Source organism: Caballeronia sp. GACF4, assembly GCF_023631025.1.
Classification (GTDB): Bacteria; Pseudomonadota; Gammaproteobacteria; order Burkholderiales; family Burkholderiaceae; genus Caballeronia.
Genome location: NZ_JALQDW010000010.1, coordinates 68003 through 91794, shown reverse-complemented (window position 1 = coordinate 91794; position 23792 = coordinate 68003). Strand labels below are relative to the sequence as shown.

Sequence of the window (23792 nt, the reverse complement as noted above, 5' to 3'; positions counted from 1 at the left end):
TAGCCATCAGGAGATTGACCATGACGATTCGCGTTGCAATCAACGGCTACGGCCGGATCGGCCGCAATACGCTGCGAGCTTTCTACGAAAACGGCAAGAAACACGACATCGAGATCGTCGCCATCAACGATCTCGGCGATGCCAAGACGAACGCGCATTTGACGCAGTACGACACGGCGCACGGCAAGTTCCCGGGCGAAGTGTCGGTGGACGGCGATTACCTCGTCGTCAACGGCGACAAGATTCGCGTGCTGGCCAACCGCAACCCGGCCGAGCTGCCGTGGGGCGAGTTGAACGTCGACGTCGTGCTGGAATGCACGGGCTTTTTCACGACGAAGGAAAAAGCGAGCGCGCATATCAAGGGTGGCGCGAAGAAGGTCATCATCTCGGCGCCGGGCGGCAAGGACGTGGACGCGACCATCGTGTATGGCGTGAACCACCACGTGCTAAAGGCATCCGACACGGTCATCTCGAACGCGTCGTGCACGACGAACTGTCTCGCGCCGCTCGTCAAGCCGCTGAACGACAAGATCGGTCTCGTGAACGGTCTGATGACCACCATCCACGCCTACACGAACGATCAGGTTTTGACCGACGTGTATCACGAAGACCTGCGTCGCGCACGCTCGGCCACGCATAGCCAGATCCCGACGAAGACGGGCGCGGCTTCGGCAGTCGGTCTCGTGCTGCCGGAACTGAACGGCAAGCTGGACGGCTATGCCATTCGCGTGCCGACCATCAACGTGTCGGTGGTCGATCTGTCGTTCATCGCCGCACGTGATACGACGGTCGAGGAAGTCAACAAGATCATGAAGGATGCAGCGGAAGGTTCGCTCAAGGGCATTCTCGGCTACAACGAGGCGCCGCTCGTGTCGATCGACTTCAATCACAACCCGGCTTCGTCGACGTTCGATGCAACGCTCACCAAGGTGTCGGGCCGTCTCGTGAAGGTGTCGAGCTGGTACGACAACGAGTGGGGCTTCTCGAACCGCATGCTGGACACGGCTGTAGCGCTCGCGAACGCGAAGTAAGCTTGCTGCACTGACCGACGTAAAAAAAGCCGCTCTTCGGAGCGGCTTTTCTTTTCCCGCGCGGGTTCCGGCTTACGCGAAATTGCTGCCGGCAATGCGACACGACGTAAGCCGCAGCCGCCGCAGCCGCGTTCGCCGATGCCGTGCCCCTGAGATCGATTCGACAGCGCATCGCTGGAAAGGCCGGACCTACGCTCGGTGTGGCACCGGAAAATGCACGCCCGCGCGTTGCGCCGCGTTGACGATGTGCCGCTCTATTGCAATGCCGGCTTTCTCGCCGTCTCGCGCCTTGAGTGCTTCGACGATCACCATGTGTTCGTTATAAGTCGAAAGCACGAGCTCGCGCCGATAGAACGGCAAGCGCTGGCTCTCTTTCATGATGTCGGCGCTGCCACGCAAGATGGACTCGATGGCCGCATTGCCCGCGAGACTCACGATACGCATATGGAATGCGAAGTCGAGTTGCGCGGCCTCCTCGAGTTCCGCCGCCATGAGCGCGCCTTGCAGCGCGTTCAGATTGTCATCGAGCCAGTCGATGTCGGCGTCGCCGATGGAATGCGCCGCCAGCCGCGCGACGAATCCTTCGAGCGCGAAGCGCATCTGATACGTATCGGGCAACGACGCCTGATCGGCAAACCGCCAGCCATGCGCGCTCGACGCCTGCGCGCTGCTCACATACACACCCTTGCCGGGACGGATGTGCAGCATGCCGAGCGCTTCGAGCGTGGTCAGCGCCTCGCGCAACGAAGCACGGCTGATCGCCAGTTCCTCCGATAGTTGCCGCTGCGCGGGCAGCAAACTGCCCACGGGATACATGCTCGACTCGATACGCTCGCGAATGGTCGCGATGGCGGCATCGGTCACGGTATGCGGAACGTTTTTCATAGGAAGAATTGGGAATGGCCGGTCTGACCGCCATTGTATGCGCGCCTTTCGTACGCGTGTGCTCCGGTTCGAATCAAGCGATTCCATGCCAGAAGGCAACAGGGTAAACCGTTAGCACGCGTTGCTTGACGCGGTTATATCGGCTTTCTAATATGCCTCATCACATCACTGGTCCGACCAGTCGGAACAGTTGCCCGGAAATGAAACCCTTCAACGACAAGGAGAAGGTCGTGTCGAGATTCCTGAATTCGCTGTTCGGCAGGGTGATGATCGCGCTGGTCATCGGTATCGTGGTCGGCGCGCTTTTCCCGCACTTCGGCCAGTCGCTGCGGCCGCTCGGCGATGGCTTTCTCAAGCTCATCAAGATGGTGATCGGGCCGATCGTGTTCTGCGTCGTCGTCAGCGGCATGGCGAGCGCGGGCGATCTGAAGAAGGTCGGGCGCGTCGGTCTGAAAGCGGTGGTCTACTTCGAGATCATGACTACGCTGGCGCTCGTGATCGGCGCGATCCTCGCGTGGGTGACGCGTCCGGGCGTCGGCATGAATATCGACCTGCATACGCTCGACGCGTCGTCGCTCACGACCTACACGGAACACGCGAAGAGCCTCAAGGACACGGCGGGTTTTCTGCTGAAGATCATTCCCGATACCGCCATCGACGCCTTCGCCAAGGGCGACATCCTGCAAGTGCTGGTGTTTTCCGTGCTATTTGGCTCGGCGCTCTCGTTGCTCGGCGACAAGGCGAAACGCGTGACCGGTCTGATCGACGAACTCTCGCACGTGTTCTTTCGCATCATGGCGTTCATCATCAAGCTGGCGCCGCTCGGCGTGCTCGGCGCGATTGCGTTCACGACCGGGCAGTACGGCGTCGAATCGTTGAAGCAACTCGGCCTGCTCGTGGCCGTGTTCTATGCAAGCTGCTTCCTCTTCGTGTTCGTCGTGCTCGCGGTGGTGATGCGCCTCGCGGGCTTCTCCATCTTCAAGCTCGTGCGCTATCTGCGCGAAGAATTGTCGATCGTGCTCGGCACTGCATCGTCCGATGCCGTGCTGCCGCAGATCATGCGCAAGCTCGAATGGATGGGCATCAAGGACTCGACCGTCGGCCTCGTGATTCCGACCGGCTATTCGTTCAATCTCGACGGCTTCTCGATCTACCTCACGCTCGCGGTGATCTTCATTGCGCAGGCGACCAACACGCCGCTTTCGCTGCATGACCTGATCGTCGTGGTCCTCGTGTCGCTCGTGACCTCGAAGGGCGCGCACGGCATTCCCGGCTCGGCCATCGTGATCCTTGCGGCCACGCTGTCGGCCATTCCCGCGATTCCCGTGCTCGGTCTCGTGCTGATTCTGCCGGTCGACTGGTTCGTCGGCATTGCGCGGGCGGTGACGAATCTCATCGGCAATTGCGTGGCGACCGTGGTCGTGGCCGTGTGGGAGAACGACATCGACCGGGCGCGCGCCAGGCGTGTGCTCGACCAGGACGCGGATTATCGCTTCGTGCCGGCTGCGCCCGAAACCTCGCATGGGCATGAGAACGCGCACGCGATCTGATGCCGAAGCTGCGCTCGATCTTCAAATAAAAGGACATACGAATGGCAAACCCGATTCTCGATCCCGATGCGCCCGCCTTCACGCGCCGCTATATGAACCTCGCGGACCCGCGTCTCGGCGCGCAGGCGCTCTTCGCCACGGACGAATTCTTCGCGCCGAAGGAACGCATGCTGGAGCCGCAGCCGGCGGTGTTCATTCCCGGCAAATACGACCAACACGGCAAGTGGATGGACGGCTGGGAAACGCGCCGCAAGCGCACGACGGGCTATGACTTCTGCGTCGTCAAGCTCGCGCGCGCGGGCACGATTCACGGCATCGATATCGATACGAGTCATTTCACGGGCAACTTTCCGCCGGCCGCGTCGGTCGAGGCGTGCTACAGCCCGAACGCCGATCCGGCGAGCGCGCCCGAAGACGGCGACTGGCGCGAGATCGTGCCGGCGACGACCTTGCAGGGCAATCGTCATCACTATGTCGAGATCGCCGATACGCGCGCTTACACGCACTTGCGCGTGAACATTTACCCCGATGGCGGGATCGCGCGGCTACGTGTGTATGGTCAGCCGAAGACGGATTTTTCGCGCATCGAGCGCGGCACGCTGCTGGACCTCGCGGCTGTCGAGAACGGCGCGTATCTGGTCGCGGCGAACAATCAGCACTTCGGGCCAGCATCGCAAATGCTGATGCCGGGACGCGGCGTGAATATGGGCGATGGCTGGGAAACGCGTCGCCGTCGCGAGCCGGGCAACGACTGGGCGATCGTGGCGCTGGCCGCGCCCGGCGTGATCCGCGCGGTCGAAGTCGATACCGCGCATTTCAAAGGCAATTTCCCCGATCGCTGCTCGCTGCAGGCGGCGCGTGTGGAGGGCGGCACGGATGAATCGCTCGTGACGCAAGCCATGTTCTGGCCTGTACTGCTCGACGAGCAAAAACTCGCTATGGACAAGGTGCATCGCTTCGAGAAGGAGCTCGCGAAGCTCGGGCCCGTGACGCACGTGCGCTTCAATATTTTTCCGGATGGCGGCGTGTCGCGGCTGCGCGTCTTCGGCGAAATTCAATGAAGACGCCGATGCTTGTCTTGCTCGCGCGCCGAGCGTTCGCGTTCATCGATCAAGGTTCGTGAACGTAATTGCGAATCGTGCGCATACGCATCTCGCAAATCGTACAGGCGAAATGAAACCGCCGTCCATCGTTGCCGATGGGCGGCGGTTTTGCCTATCGCGCGCCGGACACCCGGCGTATCCGCTCAATGCTTGCGGTGCGGGCAGTTTTCTTTCGTGCAGGCGCCGTACAAAGCCAGCGCATGCTCGTGGAGCTTGAAGCCGCGTTCTTTCGCGATGGACTGCTGACGGCGTTCGATCTCGGCGTCGAAGAACTCTTCCACGCGGCCGCAGTCGATGCACACGAGGTGATCGTGATGCGAACCTTCGTTGAGTTCGAAGACGGCCTTGCCCGATTCGAAATTGCTCCGCGACAAAAGTCCGGCTTGCTCGAACTGCGTGAGCACGCGATAAACCGTGGCGAGACCGATATCCAGCTCTTCGGTGAGCAGGTTTCGATACACGTCTTCAGCGGTCAGATGGCGCACCGGACTGTGCTGGAAGATTTCGAGAATCTTGAGGCGGGGCAGGGTCGCCTTGAGCCCGATATTTTTGAGATCGGCGGGATTGGTCATGGCTAGGCATCCCTAGAGTACAATTTGAGGTTCTCATAGTAATGCGTTTTGACCGTTCCCGACATCATGAACAGAAATGACACGGATCGGTCCGCATGAGCACGTGACTGTCGCGTATTGGCTCACGTATTGGCTTGGATTGGCTTGGATTGGCGCGGCCTTCGAAAACGCCTCGCGCGAAAGGTTGAAATGTTCTCAAAAATTTTATCGAATTGCAGGGAGAGCCGTCGCATGCGGGGAACCATGATCGCTGCAACCGTGGCCGCATTGCTGGCCGGTTGCTCGACTTACGACAGCATCACGCAGAAGATCGCGCAGAGCATCACGCCGTATCGGATCACGGTCGTGCAAGGCAATTTCGTTTCGCAGGAAGCAGCAAGCCAGATGCAGGTCGGCATGTCGCGCGATCAGGTCAAGCAAATTCTCGGCACGCCGCTTCTCACCGACATGTTCCACGCGGATCGCTGGGACTACGTCTTCTACTTCAAGCGCGGTTCCACGTCGGTCGTGCAGCAGCGCGACTTCGTCGTGAACTTCGCGAGCGAGCGCGTGGTGAGCTGGTCGGGCGGCGAGAATCTGCCTTCGAACCTCGAACTGCTCGCGGAAATCGACGGCGACAAGGGCGTGAAGGTCGCGAAGGCCGCGGTGCCTCCCGCTTCCGCGCCGGTCGCGGCATCCACCGTGGCCGTGACCGCTCCGGCGGGCGAGCCTTCCACGCAGCCAAACGCAGCGGCGGCTTTTTCGGGCGACGCGAACCAGCAAGCGGCGCAGGCCGCGAATCGCGCGACCGCTCAGGTGGATACGCCAACGGGCCGTCAGCGCTCTTCGGCCTACAGCAGCGCGCCGCAAAGCGCGGGCGGTGCGCCGGGTTCGGCGGGCGCGGGCGGCAGCAACTCGCAGATCCAGTTGCAGCGCAAGCCGCAGCAAATCAACATTCCGGATAGCAGCGCGGTAGGCCCGGCGAGCACGTCGCCCACGCCTTCCAACGCCGGTAGTCAGACGCAGTTCTCCATGCCGCAGTAACGCGGCGCAGACGGGAACCGGCGCGCTCCTCGCGCGGTTCCCGTTGCTTCCAATCTGCATCATCCAGCGCGTGACCGTTGCGCGCTTCGACACGAGACAGCCATGAAGATCGCCATCGCCGGGGCATCGGGCCGCATGGGCCGGATGTTGATCGAAACCGTTCTCAACGATCCCGACGCGGAACTCGTCGGCGCCCTCGACCGGCCCGGCGTGCCGCAGCTCGGCCAGGACGCGGGCGCGTTTCTCGGCAAGACCACGGGCGTCCTGCTCACCGACGACATCGAACGCGTGTTCGCCGCCGCCGATTATCTGATCGACTTCACGCGCCCCGAGGGCACGCTCGCGCATCTCGAAGCCGCGCTGCGTCACAACGTGAAAATGGTGATCGGCACGACCGGTTTCTCCGATGAACAGAAGGCGCAATTGCGAGCCGCGGGCGCGAAGATCGGCGTCGTGTTCGCGCCGAACATGAGCGTTGGCGTGAACGTCACGCTCAAGTTGCTCGAATTCGCGGCGAAGCACTTCGCGGAAGGCTACGACATCGAAGTGATCGAGGCGCATCACCGCCACAAGGTGGATGCGCCTTCTGGCACCGCGCTTGCCATGGGCGAGGCAGTGGCCAAGGCGCTCGGCCGCGACCTCAAGGACTGCGCCGTCTACGCGCGCGAAGGCGTGACCGGCGAACGCGACCCATCGACTATCGGTTTCGCGACCATTCGCGGCGGCGATATCGTCGGGGATCACACGGTCATGTTCGCGGGCATCGGCGAGCGCGTCGAGATCACGCATAAATCGGCGAGCCGTCTGTCTTACGCGCAGGGCGCGCTGCGCGCGGTGAGGTTTCTCGCGAGCCACGACAAAGGCTTCTTCGACATGCAGGACGTCCTCGGGCTGCGCTGAGATTCATGGCGGCCACAGGCGTCATTCATTATCTTCAAAGCGGCGATGCGGTCACGCATGCGATTGCGGGCGTGCTGCTCGCCATGTCGTTCGCGAGCTGGTGTTTTCTGCTGGTAAAGGCGTGGGTGCTCACGCGCGCGAAGCGTCAGGGGCCGCGCGGGGTGCAGCGGTTCTGGCAGGCGGCGACGTTCAAGGACGGCATCGGCGCCTTGCGTGCAGTCGATCGCGAGCGCGTATATCTGCCGCTCGCCGAGGCTGCGTGGCGTGCGTCGGAAGCCGAGATGCCGGGCGCGTTGCTCGCGCGCGTGGAACGCAGCGAACGCGTGCTGCGCGCGTTGCGCCAAGCGTTGCTGAATTCACAGCGGCGGCTGGAGTTCGGGCAGGTTCTGCTGGCGTCAGTGGGCAGCACGGCGCCGTTCGTCGGGCTGCTCGGGACTGTGTGGGGCATTTATCACGCGCTGACCAGCATTGCGGCGAGCGGACAGGCAATGATCGAAACCGTCGCCGGTCCGGTTGGCGAGGCGCTTATCATGACGGCTTTCGGGCTCGTCGTGGCCATTCCGGCGGTGCTCGCCTACAACGTGCTCGGGCGCTACGTGCGGCAGATTTCCGAGGAACTCGACGGCTTCGCGCACGATCTGCACGCGTTCGTGTGCGGTGAAGGCAAGTAGGGGAGCGCGAGACGATGGCGTTCGGCGGACTCGACAAAAAGCCCAATAACGCGCCAATGGCGGACATCAACATGACGCCGCTCATCGACGTCATGCTCGTTCTGCTCGTCATCTTTATCATCACCGCGCCACTTTTCACGCATGCGATCCGGCTCGATCTGCCGAAAGTCGCGTCGCAGCCGGCGCGCGAGACGCCGCAGACCATCACGCTTTCCATCGACGATGCGGGCAAGCTCTACTGGAACGACGCGCCCATCAGCATGAACGACATGCGCGCGCGTTTTGCGGATGCCGCCAAGGCCGCGCAAAAGCCCGAAGTGCATTTGCGGGCGTCGAGCGCGACGCGCTACGAGGTCATCGCGCAGGTGATGGGCGCGGCGCAGCAGGCGGGGTTGGAGCGGATTGGGTTCGTTACGCAAGCGGTCGGGCAACCGGCGCGGTAGGCGCGTCTTTTTAGTTTTGCGGCGGTCGGGGGCGCCGGGCGGGATGCAACTTCAGCATGCCGGTCAAATGTATCTTCCCGCTTCGTACACTTGAGCTTTGCAGCGACGGGAGACGCGAAGCGCGGCACAATCCCAATGCGCTCGTCGATCAAGCTTGCATTGCGCGTATGTCGCTCGATCGGCTTACTTGGCGGCGTTTGACTTCTCACTAGCGGGCGCTCGAAGCTTTGCATCGGCGCCAAGCACCTCGCCGCCTCCGCCAGAAAGCCCTGCACACGCATCTCGAAGCCTGCCGCCATCGCCTGAGCAAGTTGACACGACGGTATAATCGCCCTTTGCCCGTGCTTTGCGTTGCTCGTCAGCAGCAGGACGAAACACCGGGCGCAGCGCCAATCCAGACCGACACGCCGCAAAGCGCGTCCGAGGTCCGTTCCCAGCATTTGCGTAAAGCCACCACACCATGCACGATAAATACGTACCCGCCGACGTCGAATCCGCCGCGCAGAGCAACTGGCGCGCGAACGACGTCTACCGGACGACCGAGACGTCGGCCAAGCCCAAGTTCTATTGCGTCTCGATGCTGCCGTATCCGTCGGGCAAGCTGCACATGGGGCACGTGCGCAACTACACCATCAACGACGTGATGTACCGTTATCTGCGCATGAACGGTCACAACACGCTCATGCCGATGGGCTGGGACGCGTTCGGCATGCCCGCCGAAAACGCGGCCATGGCGAACAACGTGCCGCCGGCAAAGTGGACCTACGAAAACATCGCGTACATGAAGAAGCAGATGCAGTCGATGGGTCTCGCCATCGACTGGTCGCGCGAAGTCGCCACCTGCTCGCCCGAGTACTACAAGTGGAACCAGTGGCTGTTTCTCAAGATGCTGGAAAAGGGCATCGCGTACAAGAAAACCGGCACGGTGAACTGGGACCCGGTCGATCAGACCGTGCTCGCGAACGAGCAAGTCATCGACGGGCGCGGCTGGCGCTCGGGCGCGCTGGTGGAAAAGCGCGAAATTCCGATGTACTACCTGCGCATCACCGACTATGCGGACCAGTTGCTCGACGATCTCGAAGGCCTCGGCTGGCCCGAGCGCGTCAAGATCATGCAGCAGAACTGGATCGGCAAGAGCTTCGGCGTGAACTTCGGTTTCCCGTATGAGATCGATGGCGAGGCGAAGCTGCTGCGCGTGTTCACCACGCGCGCCGACACCATCATGGGCGTCACCTTCGCGGCGATCGCGGCGGAGCATCCGCTCGCCACGCGCCTTGCCCGCGACAACGCGGACTTGCAGGCGTTCATCGAGGAATGCAAGCGCGGCGGCGTGGCGGAAGCCGATGTCGCCACCATGGAAAAGAAGGGCATGCCCACCGGTTTCTTCGTCACGCATCCACTGACGGGCGAACAGGTCGAAGTGTGGATCGGCAACTACGTGCTGATGTCCTACGGCGAAGGCGCGGTCATGGGCGTGCCCTCGCACGACGAGCGCGATTTCGCGTTCGCGAAGAAATACGGCTTGCCGATCAAGCAGGTCATCGCCGTCGAAGGCAAGACGTATTCGACCGATGCCTGGCAGGAATGGTACGGCGACAAAACCGCCGGGCGTCTCGTCGACAGCGGCAAGTACGACGGCATGACGACCGAGGAAGCCATCAACGCGATCGCCGCCGACTTGAAAGCGAAAGACTTCGGCGACAAGCAGATCACCTGGCGTCTGCGCGACTGGGGCATTTCGCGTCAGCGCTACTGGGGCACGCCGATTCCGATCATCCATTGCCCGAGTTGCGGCGACGTGCCGGTGCCGGAAAAAGACTTGCCGGTCGTGCTGCCGGAAGACCTCGTGCCGGACGGCACGGGCAATCCGCTCGCGAAGTCCGAAGCGTTCCTGAATTGCGCGTGCCCGAAATGCGGCGCGGCGGCGAAGCGCGAGACCGACACGATGGACACCTTCGTCGATTCTTCCTGGTACTTCTCGCGCTACAGCGCGCCTGACGCCAAGACCATGGTCGACGAACGCACCGATTACTGGATGCCGATGGACCAGTACATCGGCGGTATCGAGCACGCCATTCTGCACTTGTTGTACTCGCGCTTCTGGACCAAGGTCATGCGCGACATGGGCCTCGTGAAGTTCGGCGAGCCCGCGAAGAATCTGCTCACGCAGGGCATGGTGCTCAACGAGACGTTCTATCGCGAAGACGCGGCGGGCAAGAAGACCTGGTACAACCCGCTGGATGTCACCGTCACGCACGACGACAAGGGCCGTCCCACGGGCGCGACCTCGAACGCGGACGGTCAGCCGGTCGTGCTCGGCGGCGTCGAGAAGATGTCGAAGTCGAAGAACAACGGCGTGGACCCGCAGACGCTCATCGACCAATACGGTGCGGATACGGCGCGTCTTTTCGTTATGTTCGCCGCGCCGCCGGAGCAATCGCTCGAATGGTCGGGCGCGGGCGTGGAAGGCGCGAGCCGGTTCCTGCGCCGCGTGTGGCATTTCGGACACGACAACGCTGAAGCGCTGCGTCAGCACGCGAAGCTCGATGCATCGAAACTCAACGATGCCGATCGCGCGCTGCGCCGCGAAATCTATACGGTGCTCAAGCAAGCCGACTTCGACTACGGCCGCCTGCAGTACAACACGGTCGTTTCGGCCGCGATGAAGATGCTCAACGCGCTCGAAGGCGCGAAGCAGTCGAGCGAAGGCGTGCTCAACGAAACCTTCAGCGTGCTGTTGCGCGTGCTGTATCCGGTCGTGCCGCACGTCACGTTTCAGTTGTGGTCGGAACTCGGTTACGCCGATAGCTTCGGTCCGCTGCTCGATGCGCCGTGGCCGAAGGTCGACGAAGCCGCGCTCGAACAATCGGAGATCGAACTCGTGTTGCAAGTCAACGGCAAGGTCCGTGGCGCGCTGACGGTCGCGAAGGACGCATCGCGCGAAGACATCGAAAAGGCCGCGATCGCGCACGAGATGTTCGAGAAGTTTGCCGAAGGGCGTGCGCCGAAGAAGGTCGTCGTGGTGCCGGGACGCCTCGTCAACGTGGTCGTCTGATGATGAGCGCCAAGGGAGTGGATGTGACCGGAAAACGAGTCGAGGCAACCGGCATGGGCAGGCGTTCGTTTCTGGCGCTGCTTGGCGGCGCGCTCGCCGTATCCGCGTGCGGCTTCCAGTTGCGCGGACAGCAGGACTACGCGTTCAAGCGGCTCTCCATTTCGGGCGGCACGCCGCAAATGGTCGCGCGGCTCGAACGCATGGTGCAGGGCGGCAGCGATACGGTCATCGTCAAGGCGGGCGAGAAGCCGGACGCCACTTTGTCGCTGTCCGAGGGCACGGGCATGGGCACGCTGAGTCTGAATTCGCAGGGCGTGGTGCAGGAATACGAGCTCGATTTCCGGCTGACGTATTCGCTGCTCGGCGCCGACGGCACGTTGCTGATTCCGCCTAGCGTCATCGCGCTGAATCGCGCAATGACCTACAGCGACCAATACACGCTCGCGAAATCGCAGGAAGCGACGCTGCTCTACAACGACATGCGTAACGACGCCGTCGATCAGTTGACGCGCCGGCTTGCCGTCGTGCGTTCGCTGCATCCGGCGCCGAGCGAGCAGACGCCGGGCATCGCGCCACGCGCGCCGTTGCCGACGCCGCCGCTTTGATCGCGCGCGCTCATCGACCATCATGCAGTTGAAGCTCGACGCGCTCGAAGCGCACCTCGCGAAAGGTCCGAAGGGTCTGTACGTCGTTTATGGCGACGAGCACCTGCTCGCGCAGGAAGCGTGCGACCGCATCCGAGCCGCGGCGCGCGCGGCGGGTTTCACGGACCGTACGGTGTTTACCGTCGAGCGCGGTTTCGACTGGAGCGGGTTGATCGGCGCGACGCAGTCGATGTCGCTCTTCGGCGACCGGCAACTGATCGAATTGCGCATTCCCACGGGCAAGCCGGGCAAGGAAGGCGCGGAAGCGTTGAAGACGCTCGCCGCCGCCAATAACCCCGACATCCTCGCGCTCGTCACCTTGCCGCGTCTCGATGGCGCGACGCAGAAGTCCGCGTGGTTTACGGCGCTGATCGGCGCGGGCGTCGCGCTGAAAATCGATCCAGTGGAACGCGCGCAATTGCCCATGTGGGTCGGTCAGCGGCTTTCGTTGCAAGGCCAGCGTGTGGCGCCAGGCGAAGAAGGGCGGCGAGCGCTTCTGTTCATCGCCGAACGCGTGGAGGGCAATCTGCTCGCGGCGCATCAGGAAATCCAGAAGCTCGGGCTGTTGTATCCGCAAGGCGTATTGAGTTTCGAGCAGATTCACGATGCCGTGCTGAACGTCGCGCGCTACGACGTCTTCAAGCTCAACGAGGCCATGTTGACCGGCGATATCGGCCGGCTCGCGCGCATGCTCGACGGTCTGAAGGGCGAAGGCGAAGCCGCCGTGCTCGTGCTGTGGGCGCTGGTCGAAGAGGTGCGTACGCTGCTGCGTATCAAGCGCGGCGTGGCATCGGGCAAACCGCTCGCCACGCTCATGCGCGAGAACCGCGTCTGGGGTCCGCGCGAACGGTTGATCGGCCCGGCGCTCTCGCGCGTGACCGAGGAAGCGCTGGAGAAGGCGCTTTCGCTGGCGGCGCGGCTGGATCGGCAGGTGAAGGGGCTGTCCGGGAGCACGGGCAAGCGCGGCAGCGAACCGCCGCCCGATCCCTGGGCCGGCATGTTCGAGCTAGCCATGGCTGTCGCGCATTCCAGCAAGGCCGCGCATGCCGCCGCCGTTGCGCCACCGGCGCGAGTGCGTCGCTAGACGCTTGAGCGGGCGCTGTTGCAATACGCTTAACCGCTTAGAATGATTTTTTCAGTGCTCGCCGTTGTTCGGACGAAGCGCGATATCCAGACATTGCGGACGCCTGCGGCCCGCAAAGAGACACATGATGAACATCGATCACTACATGGCCGACCTTGGCCGGCGCGCGCGCAAGGCGTCGCGTGCCATGGCGCGGGCATCGACGGCGGCCAGGAACGCGGCGCTGCATGCGGTGGCGCTCGCTATTGCCGAGGAACGCGAAGCACTCAAAGCGGCGAATGCCCGCGATCTCGCCCGCGCGCGCGAGAAGGGTCACGACGCGGCGTTCATCGACCGTCTGACGCTGTCGGACAAGGCGCTCGACACGATGGTCGAAGGCTTGCGACAGGTCGCGGCGCTGGCCGATCCCATCGGTGAAATCAGCGGGCTCAAGTATCGGCCGAGCGGCATTCAGGTCGGGCAGATGCGCGTGCCGCTGGGCGTGATCGGCATCATTTATGAATCGCGGCCGAACGTGACGATCGACGCGGCCGCTCTGTGCCTCAAGTCGGGCAACGCCACCATTTTGCGCGGCGGTTCCGAGGCGCTGGAATGCAACACGGCGCTTGCAAAGCTCATCGCCAAGGGCCTCGAAACGGCCGGCTTGCCGCAAGATGCGGTGCAGGTCGTCGAGACGGCGGATCGCGCGGCGGTCGGCAAGCTCATCACCATGACGGAGTTCGTCGACGTGATCGTGCCGCGCGGCGGCAAGAGCCTCATCGCGCGGCTCATGGAAGAAGCGCGCGTGCCCATGATCAAGCATCTCGACGGCATCTGCCACGTTTATGTCGATGACCGCGCGGATCTCGCCAAGGCCGCGGTGATCTGCGACAACGCGAAGACGCACCGCTACGGCACCTGCAACACGATGGAAACGCTGCTCGTTGCGCGGGGCATCGCGCATGAGGCACTGCCGGCGCTCGCGCGCGCGTTTCAGGCAAAGGATGTCGAACTGCGTGTGGACGGACTTGCGCGCGCGGTGCTCGAAGCGGCGAACGTGGGTTCGCTCGTCGATGCCACCGAGGTCGACTGGACCACGGAATATCTCGCGCCGGTTCTGGCCATCAAGGTCGTCGAGGACCTCGATGAAGCGATCGAGCACATCAACATCTACGGCTCGCATCATACGGATGCCATCGTCACCGAAGACCACGACCGCGCCATGCGTTTTTTGCGCGAGGTCGATTCGGCGAGCGTGATGGTCAACGCATCGACCCGTTTCGCCGATGGCTTCGAATTCGGTCTCGGCGCGGAAATCGGCATCTCGAACGACAAGCTGCACGCGCGCGGACCTGTCGGGCTGGAAGGGCTGACGTCACTAAAATTCGTCGTGCTCGGGCGCGGCGAAGTGCGTCAGTAAGGTCACGCGATGCTCTGGATCAAATCGCTGCATATCGTGCTGGTCGCGTCGTGGTTCGCCGGGCTTTTCTATCTGCCGCGCATTTTCGTGAATCTCGCGATGGAGAAGGACGCGGCTGCAACCGCTCGCTTGCTGCTCATGGCGCGCAAGCTGTTTCGCTTCATGACGTTCATCGCGGTGCCCGCCCTGGCGTGCGGGCTTTGGTTGTGGCTCGTGGTAGGCATTGGCGCGGGGCAGGGCTGGCTGCATGCGAAGCTCACCGTCGTTGCGCTGATCATCGTTTATCACGCTTATTGCGGGCGCTTGCTGCACACGTTTCAACGTGGCGAGAATAAGCGGTCGGACAAGTGGTATCGGATGTTCAATGAATTGCCGGTGCTGGGTCTTTTAGGCGCGACGTTGCTTGTCGTGGTCAAGCCTTTTTAGCTTGCCTTTTTCACGCGTCGCGCTGTTCAAGTAGCGCTAGCGCCATTTCGCCGAATACTTCCGGCCGTCCCTCGAAGAAGCGTTGCACGACTTTCGTTTCAAGCATCCACGCGCGTAGCGCTTCTCTCTCATCCCGGTTATTCGCCAACCGGACAGCAGCCTCAACGTAGTCGTCCACAGTCGTTGCGACCATCCATTCCGGCATCGACGCGCGTGCGAACATCGCGCCGTCGATATGCTCGAACACTTCCGGTCCCGTTTTGCAGATACCGGGCAAGCCGACAGTGAAGGCATCTACGATTCCGTTTGTATTGCCGAAGGGAAAGGGGCTCAGGAACATGTCCATGTTGGCGAGCTGTTCGGCGTATTCCTCGTAGGGCAAGAATCCGTGAATCGTGAATGAGCCGGAAGGAAGATACTCGGTCAGCACGCGATTCAGGTGCATTAAGGTGAACACCTTGCTGCCGCTTGCAATGAAATGCAGATGCACTTGCGGCTCTGCCCGCTGCACGATTGCCCTGCAGGCAGTGAAGAAGGACGGATTGAGCTTCATCGGCGTCGCGGCGATGGCAATGTCAGTGTGGTTCTTGCCAACCGGCGTGCGGGCCGGAACCGCGCTCAATAAACTCGATGCGATATAAGGCTGTCCGTCCTTCGGCAGCCGCATGAGTTTTTCGCTGAAGCAAGCCGGGTCGCCGACATAATCATCTTCGACACTGACGTAGTCGATGCAGTTCGAATGCGTCGTCGCCGGGTGCCCGAGCGCCGCAATTTGCAGCGGCGCGACGCGGATGTTCGACAAGAATATGGTCAGAACCGACATGCCCACGCTGGGCATGTACAGCACGCTTGGGTGCTCCGTTTGCGCGAAGTCGCGAATGAGGCGGACTTGGTCGAGCACGTTGGCGCCTTCCGGGAGATCGATAGTTCGATCGAATACCCGACGACCCGCATCGTCGATAGAGCGAGGTGCGCAGAACGCGACGGTTTCGAAGCAACGTCTTGCCGCAGCGAGCGTTGCGGAATGCGTTCGCACGATCGAATGCCCGCTGTTGAAACTTTCCGCGACAACCAGCATGAGCGGATGTGCGTTCCGTTCGCGCTCGGGTGGTGGCTTGGTCGTATCGAGATCGGTCAGCCCGAAATTCGCAAGACCCAGGCGCACGAGACCGTTGATGCCTTGTTTCACGGCATGGCGGTTTCCCTCGGTGTAAGTGCAATGCATGTACAGCGCCCAGAGACTCGTCAAATCGAGCGGCGGCGACTCACTCAGTTTGTCGATGGAGCCGGTCAGCCATTCGAGCAAGCGGATGCGTCGTGCACACGCAACCGCGCTGCCGCCGAATTGTTTTCCTCCGATACCGATGGCAAGACTCAACGCCGAAGCGCGGTCGGCGTTCCAAAGTTGCGCGATATCGAGGTCGATGCGTGATTCCGGGCTGTACAAAATGCTCAGGCGTCGAGCGGTGTCGGCAGAAAGAGTGGATGCGTCGGCGTTGCCTTGGCGACGAGCAAGCAACTCACGCACGAAATGGTCGGTATGACCGGGCGACGTGGCAGCCGCGATGCTCCAGATGAGCGAACGCTGCGCTTGCAACGATTGCAACCGAACGTCGGTCCAGGTGAATCGCGGATTCACGAGCATGCTTCCTAAAGCATGACAAACGCGGCTGGCGAAATGCTCGTCCGACTCGGATCTATTGGCGAACGCTCGGGCGTCGCCGTGGGACATGAGGTCGGCCAGATTCATATACGGAAATCTTGCCAACCGTTCCGAGAACTTGCCGAACAGGGCGAGAGCTTCATCGAAGTCTTCGCCATTGATACAGGACTCGAAACGTTCAAGTGAAAATACGCCGCTGGTTTCCATTTGCTCTACTGATCACTTAATCGCTGAAGCTCATACTAAATGATCATACTGGCAAAGTAAGCCGATTGAACCAACTGTCACATTCGCGGCCGGTGTGCTGCGTCGATTAAAGGTCGACGCGTCTTCGTTCCAGCACATCCTTGGCCTCGGCAAGACGCGCAGCCAACTCAGGGCCACGTGCCAACGCCATGCCGACCGCGAGAATATCGCCGATGGCCAAGTGCGATACGCGGGAAGTCATCGGCGAGAAAATATCCGTGTCTTCGTCGACATTCGCGAAAAGCCCGATATTCGCCATGCGCGCGAGCGGCGAATTGCCATGCGTGATAGCGATCACGCTCGCGCCGCGATCCATTGCCGATTTGCACGCGTCGAGAATGTCTTTTGTGCGGCCAGTATTGGAAATGGCGACGACGACATCGCCGGGTCCGAGCAGCGCCGCCGAAGTCGTATAGGTATGCGGGTCCGAATACGCAACCGACGGCACGCCGAGGCGGAAGAACTTGTGCTGCATATCCAACGCCGCGATGCCCGATCCGCCCGCGCCATAGAACTCGATGCGACGCGCGTTGGCCAGCACGCCAATCGCGGCGGCGACGCTGTCCGACGACAAGCTGTTGCGCACCTGGATCAGCGCTCCGATGGTGCGGTCCAGAACCTTCGCGGCAACGCCCGCAGGCGGCTCGTCGCTGCGGACATCGCGATAAACCGTGGGAACGTCCCCTGCCACGCTTTGAGCAAGACGAATCTTGAACTCGCGAAAGCCGGAAAAGCCCAACGCCTGACAGAAGCGCGCGATCGTCGGCTGACTGACGCCTGCCCGCGCCGCAAAATCGGTCATCGACAAGTCGAGTACCTCGCGCGGCGCTTCGAGCACGTAGTCGGCCAGCTTGCGCTCCGAAGGGCGCAATTGTTCTCGCATCGCCTCGACTTGGGACAGCAACATCGGGAATCTCGCCTATGCTGGAAAATTGCCTGCGACTATAGCTGATCGCTGCTTTGTACATTTACTACACGATCTGATGTGTAGATTTAGGGGATTTCCCTGAGTTCGCTGCCAGTAAAAGCGCCAGATACGCGAACGCTTAACAAATAAAGGCGGATCGCAAGTTGTCTGCTTGTAGTTTTTCTACTAACATTTCGTTCCACGGCACGACGCAAAATAGTCAGATAGCTGCCAGTCCTCGCGACGTCCAACCCAATACCTCGACGGCAAGCACGCCGGGAGTGAGACAAAGGAGCTCCGATGGTTTCCCCGCATTCGCAACTCAAGAAGGTCACCGACCGCGTGATCGAACGCAGCAAGTCCACCCGTTCGGCTTATCTGACGCGCATCGACGCCGCGCGCGGCAAGTTTCCGGCGCGCGGCGCGTTGTCGTGCGCCAATCTCGCGCACGGCTTCGCGGGTCTCGAAGGGCAGGAAAAGTTCGCGATCAAGGCGGTGCGCGAGCCGAACATCGGCATTGTGTCTTCTTATAACGAAATGCTGTCGGCGCACGCGCCGTACAAGAGCTTCCCCGACATCATCAAGCAGGCGGCTCAGCAGCACGGCGGTATTGCGCAATTCGCGGGCGGCGTGCCGGCCATGTGCGACGGCATCACGCAGGGCAACGCTGGCATGGAGTTGTCGCTGTTCTCGCGCGAAGTCATCGCCATGAGCACGGCCGTGGCGCTCACGCACAACATGTTCGATGCCGCTTTGTGCCTCGGCGTATGCGACAAGATCGTGCCGGGTCTCGCCATCGGCGCGCTGCAGTTCGGACATCTGCCGACCATCTTCGTGCCCGCCGGTCCGATGACGAGCGGCCTCACCAACGACGACAAAGCGAAGGTTCGTCAGGAGTTCGCGACGGGCAAATGCAACCGCGACGCATTGCTCGAAGCGGAAGCGGCGGCTTATCACGGTCACGGCACATGCACGTTTTACGGCACGGCGAACAGCAATCAGATGCTGATGGAAGTGATGGGCCTGCATCTGCCGAGCGCTGCGTTCGTGCATCCGCATACGCCGTTGCGCGATGCACTTACCGCCGAGGCCGCGCGTCGCGTACTGGATATCACGCTCGAACGCGGCCACTACACGCCGATTGGCCACGTCGTCGATGAGAAAGCGATCATCAACGGCATCGTCGCGTTGCTGGCGACGGGCGGCTCCACGAATCACACGCTGCATCTGGTGGCGATCGCGCGCGCGGCGGGGATCATCATCGACTGGAACGACTTCGATCAACTGTCGCAGGTCGTTCCGCTGCTCGCGAAGATCTATCCGAACGGCAAGGCCGATGTGAACCATTTTCACGCGGCGGGCGGCGTTGCGTTCCTCGTGCGCAATCTGCTCGAAGGCGGCTTGCTGCATGAGGACGTGCAGACGGTCGTCGGTCATGGGCTGTCGCATTACACGAAGGAGCCGAAGCTCATCGACGGCAAGCTCCAATGGGTCGACGGCGCTAAAGAAAGTCATGACAGCAAGGTGCTGCGTAGCATTGGCGAGCCGTTTCAGCCGGATGGCGGTTTGCGACTTATGCAGGGCAAACTCGGGCGCGGAGTGATCAAGATCTCGGCGGTTGCGCCTGAACATCGCGTGGTGAAGGCGCCGGCTATCGTGTTCAATTCGCAGGAAGAAGTGCAGGAGGCGTTCGACAGGGGCGAGCTCAAGCGCGATTTCGTGGCGGTCGTGCGCTTTCAGGGCGCGCGCGCGAATGGCATGCCGGAGTTGCATCGATTGACGCCGTTGCTCGGCGTGTTGCAGGATCAGGGCTTCCATGTGGCGCTCGTGACCGATGGGCGCATGTCGGGCGCATCGGGCAAGGTGCCCGCGGTAATCCACATATCGCCTGAAGCGTTGTTGCATGGTCCGATCGGCAAGGTGCGCACGGGCGATATGATCGTGATCGATGCGCCGTCGGGTGTGCTAGACGTCGATATCGATGCCGATGAATGGGCGGCGCGCGAAGTGGAGGCGCCGCTGCATCAGGCGCAAAACGAGGCGGGCTTCGGGCGTGAGCTGTTCGGCGTGTTCCGTCACGCGGCGTTGCCGGCGGAAGAGGGCGCGTCGGTGTTTGGCGCGCTGCTTGACGCCGCGTCTGCTCCGTCGCACCGCTCGCCCGATGTCGTGAAGGCGCATGCGACACATTGAGTCATAGGCCGTTGCTGCCTGAAACAAACCTCGCGGCTTGGCCGTTAGACAACGGCGCCGCATCAAACACCAGGAGTCGTATCACATGAAAACGGTAAGCGAAATCGTCCGTCTGGGTCCTGTCATCCCTGTTCTTGCCTTCGATTCGGTCGAGCAGGGCGAGCACGTCTCGCGCGCGCTGCACGCTGGCGGCGTGAAGGTGTTGGAGATTACGTTGCGCACGGCCGCGGGTATCGCGGCAATCGAACGGGCGAGTCAGCTTGCGGACGATATCGTCGTGGGCGTCGGCACGATCACGAAACCCGAGCATTGTGCACAGGCAAAGAAGGCGGGTGCGCAATTCGGTGTGTCACCCGGCTTGACGCGAGACATGCATAAGGCTGCGCAAGATGCGGGCTTGCCATTGCTGCCTGGCGTGATGACACCGAGCGACATCATTACGGCGATGGAACTTGGATATGAAATCGTGAAGTTTTTCCCGGCGCAGCAGGCGGGTGGAATTCCGATGCTGCAGGCTTTCCATGGGCCGTTTCCCAACTTGAAGTTCTGTCCGACGGGCGGGATTACTGCCGAGACGGCGACGAGCTTCTTGGCGCAGCCGAATGTGGTTTGCGTGGGCGGGTCTTGGTTGACGCCGAAGGCTGCGCTGGCTGCGCAGAATTGGGAGGAGGTTACGAGGCTGGCGCGGGCGGCTACAGAGTTGGCGGCGTAGGGGTGAGTTGCTGGGCTAAAGAGGTGTGATTTCTCTCGCGCATGAGCTTGTCCTTGGAGGCGCGTCTTTTGTACGAAGGTGACGTGCCCTGAGCCGAGCTCGCGTTTCGTGGTGGAACTCGCTTATCGAGCCCTCTTCCGATCTAGCCGGTTCTTGTTGGCCCGCATCTTCGACGTGACGCTTGAAATATCGACTTCTGCTTTTTGTGCCTCACGCCCGTTCTGCAGACACCCTTGATGGCGGTGACGTAGGACCCAAGAGCTCATCCTTCAAAATGCTTAAGGGTTCTCAACAAATTTCGGCTGACACTGGCGAGTTAAGCGTTGTGTCGTGTTGAGTAAGAGTTCAGCACTTGGTCGTCGACGTTTTTAGTCTTATCCGTCAGAACCAACGGCTCGAGCAAGCCATCGTTGAGTGACTCCGCACCACTGGCTGCATCACGGCAAGATGCAGACGATGTGTGAATTAACATTTCAATCGATGCTTCTAAGTTAGATTGAGCATCTTAAAAATTGAAATCTACTCAACGTGCGAAACGGCCCGATGGTTTCGTTTGTTGAGCGATTTGGTTCGAACCAACACTGTTCGCCAATTTATTAAAACAGGCTGAGACAGGTGTGGATTTTGAATAAACAGATTCTGCGAATTTTCTCCGCTATACGCCGTCGGATAATTGAATTCGTGATCCACGGACACGAACGATTTTAGTAGTATAAAAAGAGCGAGCTAAGACGAAGAAAATCATTGGTATCCGCACTGGAATGGCTGAAAGCAGGTGACAGAGAAACGAACTTGACCGCAGAATGCTGAACCAGAAGTAATTGCTTCTGAAAGACTCGACATTTGCTGACGCTTGCGAGCGAGCAACGATCAGCAAGCAACAAGCGACGTGCGACGCGAAGCGAAATAGGCCCGATTCGACACTTAGTGCGCCTTCGCTTCTTCCTAAGTGGAACAAGTACACATGGCTCGATGTATTGGTTCGAACCGTACCTCGACGCTATAGCAGAATAACAGAGGCCACCGAATTGCACTGTGCTGGCGTCGGTGCGCGCATTCGTGCATTTTCATTCGTCGCAACCAAAACGCTGCTAATGCAATGCTTGCGACGCGTATCTTGTTCATGAGCGAGTTGGCGAATCGTGCCGACATGGTGGGCACGGACATCGATGCAGTGCGGCGTGGCATGGGATCGTGCCGTCAAGACGAGCTTCGGTGATACAAAGCGAGACATCGTTACGAACTGTGGCGACGCTTTCTTGCGCCGATCTCCCGCACGCTCTTTCGAGCTAATCGCCCCGACACTTTTTAGCTTTTCCACCGAAAGCGGTCGGACGTTTTAGCCTGCCGGACTGCCTTTCAGCGTTGGCAGACTAGAACCCTGGCACCGTCATAGGACGACTCTCATAAAACGTCAGGTTCACTGGGAATTTCAGGTGTTCTTCTATATATTTGACCAAGGAATCCGCTTTTTGTCCTCCGGCAAAAACGCTTGATTACGGTCTCTCCTGCTTCCCATCAGCGTTTGGCAAATGGCAACGCGTGCTTCTTTGGGCACGGCAGTCTCTCAAACGCAAAGCCAACAGCGCAGCGTTTCAATTTTTGAAAATGCGCTCCGTCATTTTAGGGATAACAACTAATGACAATCCGCATTGGAATTTCTGTCGTAACGCATCAAGGACAGAACATCTGGCAGAACGGGCTTGGGCAAAATGTCATCTTCTTGGCGGAAGCTCTCCAACGGTTACCGTTCGTAGAAAGCGTTTCGTTGATTGATGTTGGCGATCAAAACGCGATGCCGCCGCAAGTCGATCTGTCGTCAAGAAAGGTGCGCATCATGCGCGCAGCGGATGCAACCAATCTTGTCGATGTGATTTTCGAGATGGGCGGCGCGCTGCAGGCTTCATGGCGCAGTACGCAGATGCCGTCGTCTCTCATCAATGGGGAAACGACCAGAATTATCTTTACCTTGACGTCTTGTATGGCGGCTATCCGTTGGTGCACAACTCGCCTTGGCTCGACGCGGGCTATTACTACCCGGACTTCAACGTGCAAGAGGGCGGCCAGCAACTCTTATTGGCTGCTCGCGAACACGACGCATCGCTAGCTGACTATCGCGCACGAGCCCAGCGTGTAATCGACTCGGTCAATCCGTTTCAACAAGCAAATCTCGATAGTTTTGCCAATCGGTTGCTGCACCTCTGCAACCACAGCACTGTGAAGCTCGGCGTATGAACAAGCAAACAAAACCCCGCATGCCGGAGCGGTTGAATGTCGGCGTTTCCATTTTTATCCGAAAAGGCGAGCAGTCACTCTGGGAGAACGGCATTTTCCAGAACTGCCTGTATCTCGTCATGCTGCTTAAGCGTTCTCCGCGCGTAAAAGCCACATATTTGGTGACGGGCGGCGGCGATGGTGGCCCGGAGGACGCCAAGCGTTTCTTGGTCGATTCGCCGGCACCGCTCATCGACATGGAAACAGCCATGACGAAGCTCGACGTAATGATCGAGATGAGCGCGCAGCTTAATAAGGAATGGTCGATCAAGTTTCGAGACGGCGGCGGAAAGATCATTACGATGCGCGTGGGTAATGACTACGTCATTGACATCGAGCGAATGGTCTTCAACCTGCAACACGCGCTGCTTATTTCGGGTGCACCGTATGACGAGGTTTGGACGCTCCCGGAATACGAGCGCAGTTGTGCGCCATACTTCGAGACGCTCTTCTGTGCGCCCGTGAAGCTGATGCCGCACCTTTGGAGTCCTGTGGTTCTCGACCGCGAGGTTGCGAAATTGCCGGAAGGCCAGACGTTTGGATATCAGCGTGGCCGTGGCCGCTGGCGTATTGGAATCTTTGAGCCGAATGTCTGCATGGTGAAAACGAGTTATATCCCCATGCTCTGCTGTGAAATGGCGCATCGGGAGAATCCGGACATGATTGAACGTATGTACGCATACAACACGTTCAAACTGAAAGATCATCCAGGATTCGCAGGATTTGCGCAGAGCCTGAACATTGTCAAACATGGGCTCGGCTTCTTTGAGGGGCGTTATCCGTTCGCGCAGATCGTACCAGTGTCGGTTGATGCAGTTGTCAGCCACCAGTGGGAGAACCCACAGAACTATGTCTATTACGAAGCTTTGTACGGTGGGTAACAGTCGCGTCGATAGCCTGTCTACGAGCCTGGACTCCGCGAACAGCACGATTGGTTCGGTTTCTACCGGCGTGGCGTCGATCAGTACTTCGGTTGGAAGCCTGTCGACCGTTGTAAGCACGACGGTGAGCGCG

Annotated in this window: 20 protein-coding genes and 2 pseudogenes; 18 read left to right on the top strand and 4 right to left on the bottom strand. The window is 60.6% G+C overall.

Annotated elements, in window-relative coordinates; translation table 11 throughout:
* The first annotated feature begins 20 nt into the window (after positions 1-20).
* A complete protein-coding gene (gene gap / locus NCR40_RS11225; protein ID WP_250509477.1) occupies positions 21-1031 on the top strand; it encodes a type I glyceraldehyde-3-phosphate dehydrogenase in 1011 nt (336 codons plus the stop codon).
* A 189-nt stretch (positions 1032-1220) separates the two neighbouring features.
* On the opposite strand, the gene NCR40_RS11220 is transcribed toward gap, so the two are convergent.
* Positions 1221-1916, bottom strand: coding sequence for a FadR/GntR family transcriptional regulator (locus NCR40_RS11220; protein WP_244826234.1), 696 nt, complete (start codon positions 1914-1916; stop codon positions 1221-1223).
* Positions 1917-2146: 230 nt separating this feature from the next.
* Between NCR40_RS11220 and NCR40_RS11215 the strand changes: the two genes are divergently transcribed.
* Positions 2147-3466: a C4-dicarboxylate transporter DctA gene (locus NCR40_RS11215; RefSeq protein WP_244828113.1), complete on the top strand. Its 1320-nt coding sequence runs from the start codon at positions 2147-2149 to the stop codon at positions 3464-3466.
* Positions 3467-3507: 41 nt separating this feature from the next.
* Positions 3508-4527: an allantoicase gene (alc, locus tag NCR40_RS11210; RefSeq protein ID WP_250509476.1), complete on the top strand. Its 1020-nt coding sequence runs from the start codon at positions 3508-3510 to the stop codon at positions 4525-4527.
* A gap of 185 nt (positions 4528-4712) precedes the next feature.
* Here alc and fur read toward each other — a convergent pair whose 3' ends face one another.
* A complete protein-coding gene (fur, locus tag NCR40_RS11205; protein ID WP_244826232.1) occupies positions 4713-5141 on the bottom strand; it encodes a ferric iron uptake transcriptional regulator in 429 nt (142 codons plus the stop codon).
* Positions 5142-5372: 231 nt separating this feature from the next.
* Here fur and NCR40_RS11200 point away from each other — a divergent pair, with 231 nt between their 5' ends.
* The 9 genes from NCR40_RS11200 (at position 5373) to NCR40_RS11160 (ending at position 14786) form a co-directional block, all read left to right on the top strand.
* The gene (locus NCR40_RS11200; protein ID WP_244826231.1) at positions 5373-6164 is read left to right on the top strand and encodes an outer membrane protein assembly factor BamE; all 792 of its coding nucleotides are present in this window, start codon (positions 5373-5375) and stop codon (positions 6162-6164) included.
* Positions 6165-6266: 102 nt separating this feature from the next.
* Complete coding sequence (gene dapB, locus NCR40_RS11195; RefSeq protein ID WP_250509475.1) at positions 6267-7064, top strand: 4-hydroxy-tetrahydrodipicolinate reductase; 798 nt, start codon at positions 6267-6269, stop codon at positions 7062-7064.
* Positions 7065-7069: 5 nt separating this feature from the next.
* Complete coding sequence (locus NCR40_RS11190; protein ID WP_250465640.1) at positions 7070-7735, top strand: MotA/TolQ/ExbB proton channel family protein; 666 nt, start codon at positions 7070-7072, stop codon at positions 7733-7735.
* Positions 7736-7749: 14 nt separating this feature from the next.
* On the top strand, positions 7750-8178 hold the full coding sequence (locus NCR40_RS11185) for an ExbD/TolR family protein (protein WP_244826228.1): 429 nt from the start codon (positions 7750-7752) through the stop codon (positions 8176-8178).
* Positions 8179-8638: 460 nt separating this feature from the next.
* Positions 8639-11233: a leucine--tRNA ligase gene (gene leuS, locus NCR40_RS11180; RefSeq protein WP_250492718.1), complete on the top strand. Its 2595-nt coding sequence runs from the start codon at positions 8639-8641 to the stop codon at positions 11231-11233.
* Positions 11234-11286: 53 nt separating this feature from the next.
* On the top strand, positions 11287-11838 hold the full coding sequence (locus NCR40_RS11175) for an LPS-assembly lipoprotein LptE (RefSeq protein ID WP_244828112.1): 552 nt from the start codon (positions 11287-11289) through the stop codon (positions 11836-11838).
* Positions 11839-11860: 22 nt separating this feature from the next.
* A complete protein-coding gene (gene holA, locus NCR40_RS11170; RefSeq protein WP_250492717.1) occupies positions 11861-12961 on the top strand; it encodes a DNA polymerase III subunit delta in 1101 nt (366 codons plus the stop codon).
* A gap of 127 nt (positions 12962-13088) precedes the next feature.
* Positions 13089-14360, top strand: coding sequence for a glutamate-5-semialdehyde dehydrogenase (locus NCR40_RS11165; protein ID WP_250509518.1), 1272 nt, complete (start codon positions 13089-13091; stop codon positions 14358-14360).
* 9 nt (positions 14361-14369) lie between these two features.
* Complete coding sequence (locus tag NCR40_RS11160; RefSeq protein ID WP_244826225.1) at positions 14370-14786, top strand: CopD family protein; 417 nt, start codon at positions 14370-14372, stop codon at positions 14784-14786.
* A gap of 10 nt (positions 14787-14796) precedes the next feature.
* On the opposite strand, the gene NCR40_RS11155 is transcribed toward NCR40_RS11160, so the two are convergent.
* Both NCR40_RS11155 and NCR40_RS11150 read right to left on the bottom strand, forming a co-directional pair.
* On the bottom strand, positions 14797-16425 hold the full coding sequence (locus NCR40_RS11155) for a hypothetical protein (RefSeq protein ID WP_502800979.1): 1629 nt from the start codon (positions 16423-16425) through the stop codon (positions 14797-14799).
* 337 nt (positions 16426-16762) lie between these two features.
* Positions 16763-17602, bottom strand: a complete 840-nt coding sequence (locus tag NCR40_RS11150; protein ID WP_244826223.1) for a MurR/RpiR family transcriptional regulator — start codon at positions 17600-17602, stop codon at positions 16763-16765.
* Positions 17603-17902: 300 nt separating this feature from the next.
* On the opposite strand from NCR40_RS11150, the gene edd reads away from it, so the two are divergent.
* The 6 genes and pseudogenes from edd (at position 17903) to NCR40_RS11125 (ending at position 23659) form a co-directional block, all read left to right on the top strand.
* A complete protein-coding gene (edd, locus tag NCR40_RS11145; RefSeq protein ID WP_250509473.1) occupies positions 17903-19792 on the top strand; it encodes a phosphogluconate dehydratase in 1890 nt (629 codons plus the stop codon).
* An 85-nt stretch (positions 19793-19877) separates the two neighbouring features.
* A complete protein-coding gene (gene eda / locus NCR40_RS11140; RefSeq protein WP_250465630.1) occupies positions 19878-20504 on the top strand; it encodes a bifunctional 4-hydroxy-2-oxoglutarate aldolase/2-dehydro-3-deoxy-phosphogluconate aldolase in 627 nt (208 codons plus the stop codon).
* A gap of 1087 nt (positions 20505-21591) precedes the next feature.
* Positions 21592-21699 (top strand): annotated as a pseudogene (locus tag NCR40_RS11135) (hypothetical protein); the annotation flags it as partial.
* 444 nt (positions 21700-22143) lie between these two features.
* Positions 22144-22356, top strand: a pseudogene (locus tag NCR40_RS31460) (DUF2827 family protein); the annotation flags it as partial.
* Positions 22357-22409: 53 nt separating this feature from the next.
* On the top strand, positions 22410-22739 hold the full coding sequence (locus tag NCR40_RS31455; protein ID WP_350029299.1) for a DUF2827 family protein: 330 nt from the start codon (positions 22410-22412) through the stop codon (positions 22737-22739).
* The gene (locus NCR40_RS11125; protein WP_350029298.1) at positions 22736-23659 is read left to right on the top strand and encodes a DUF2827 family protein; all 924 of its coding nucleotides are present in this window, start codon (positions 22736-22738) and stop codon (positions 23657-23659) included. Before NCR40_RS31455 ends, NCR40_RS11125 begins: the two co-directional genes overlap by 4 nt.
* Positions 23660-23792: the final 133 nt, after the last annotated feature.